Source organism: Dysgonomonas sp. 521, from assembly GCF_010501055.1.
Classification (GTDB): domain Bacteria; phylum Bacteroidota; class Bacteroidia; order Bacteroidales; family Dysgonomonadaceae; genus Dysgonomonas.
Genome location: NZ_QVMO01000236.1, coordinates 1 through 1,416 on the forward strand (window position 1 = coordinate 1; position 1,416 = coordinate 1,416).

General features: G+C 40.4%; 1 protein-coding gene and 1 pseudogene. Both read left to right on the forward strand.

Annotation, left to right across the window (positions count from 1 at the left end; all coding sequences use genetic code 11):
• Nucleotides 1-438 precede the first annotated feature (438 nt).
• Nucleotides 439-750, forward strand: coding sequence for a helix-turn-helix domain-containing protein (locus D0T84_RS22350; RefSeq protein WP_163310118.1), 312 nt, complete (start codon nt 439-441; stop codon nt 748-750).
• Nucleotides 751-1,153: 403 nt separating this feature from the next.
• Nucleotides 1,154-1,416 (forward strand): annotated as a pseudogene (locus D0T84_RS22355) (hypothetical protein); the annotation flags it as partial.

A 1,416-nucleotide genomic window follows, 5' to 3' on the forward strand; every position in this document is an offset into this window, starting at 1 on the left:
CACGCACCGTAATTATGGGCGTGGGTTGCAGCTTTTTCTTTTATCCGGGCATACCAGTGCCTTTCGTAAGGGGAAGCAGGGCAATCCGCGCTTTTGTGTGTAAATACCTGGTATATTAGGTTTTAAGACTTGTCTCCTTTTCGAAGTTCGAACGAACACAGGCAAACTGTTTTGACCTGCTGTTTTTACCGAATTTGGTTCTATTTTCCTCTGTTTTTCCTATTACAAGGCAATAATTGACAGGTAATGCAAAGAAATACCCCAAACGAATATAATTCGAACCATTCCGCCATTTAAAAAGGCCGGGAAGAGAAAAACACTATGTGTATATATCATGTTATCAGACTGATAAATTTTCTCAAAAATATCTTTTCCGACTTTGTAAAGCGAACGCCTTAAAAGACAGAACTTTGCCTATCCGAAACAAACGAATCAGATATGGAAATAAACGATAACAAGTTCGACGACAGCATGGATAAAATCCTTGCAATATTGGAAGAACTCCGCAAACTGATGAAAGCCAGGAACCGCCTGAACGGGGAAAATATATACGACAACCAGGATCTGTGCGTGATGCTCAAACTCAGCAAACGCAGCCTGCAACGCCTTCGCAGTCTGGGACTGCTGTCTTATCTCCAAATCGGACAAAAGACCTTCTATCTGGAATCGGATGTGATGAGATATATCCAAAACCAAATAGACAATAGAAAAAACCTGAATGGAAACGGAAATGACGGAGAAAGTCCGTGAGGGAATATTTTATATGTATGAGTATTAAGTATTTGCATTTTGATTACTCCGGAAAATCCCTGCGCTGTGATGGCAAAGGGATTTTCTTTTTCATGGAAACAGGCTCATTTTTCATTTCATACTACCAAACGGACGCCAAATGCTGCCGCCGTCTAACGAGTCGGTTCATATCCTGTTATTTAGTAATACATTAGCCACCTGAAATAATTATCCCACCTGAAATATTCAGGATTTATTTCAATAAATGTAAATCCAACGAGGCTATGTGAAAGCGTAGACGAAATAAAACAAAACGGTCTGAGACCGAGCTAATTATCCAATTATTAATTCGTTACAGGTAAATAGCAACCTACTTGTTTATCCGGCTGCTTGTAACCTGTAACTCGTAACCCGTAACTGAAAAATGAAAGAAAAATTACAAGACCCTAAGGAACAGGATGTTCTTCTGGTCAAAGAAAAAGACAACGACAAACTCAACGTTGTTACTGGCATGAACGAAGACGGTACACCCAGAACCGTCAGCCCGAAACAGGAAAACGAACCCGAATTCCTGAAGATTGACAAACATGGAGATGTATTGGAAAACTTTATGTCCAATTTCCTGCGCCAGTGCAAGGAACCGACCCATTTCCATTTCTTCAAAGTTCCTCTGAACGCATTGGAGAA

Coding starts and splice junctions, on each gene's coding strand:
- D0T84_RS22350 (WP_163310118.1), top strand. CDS start 439: ATGGAAATAAACGATAACAAGTTCGACGACAGCATGGATAAAATCCTT.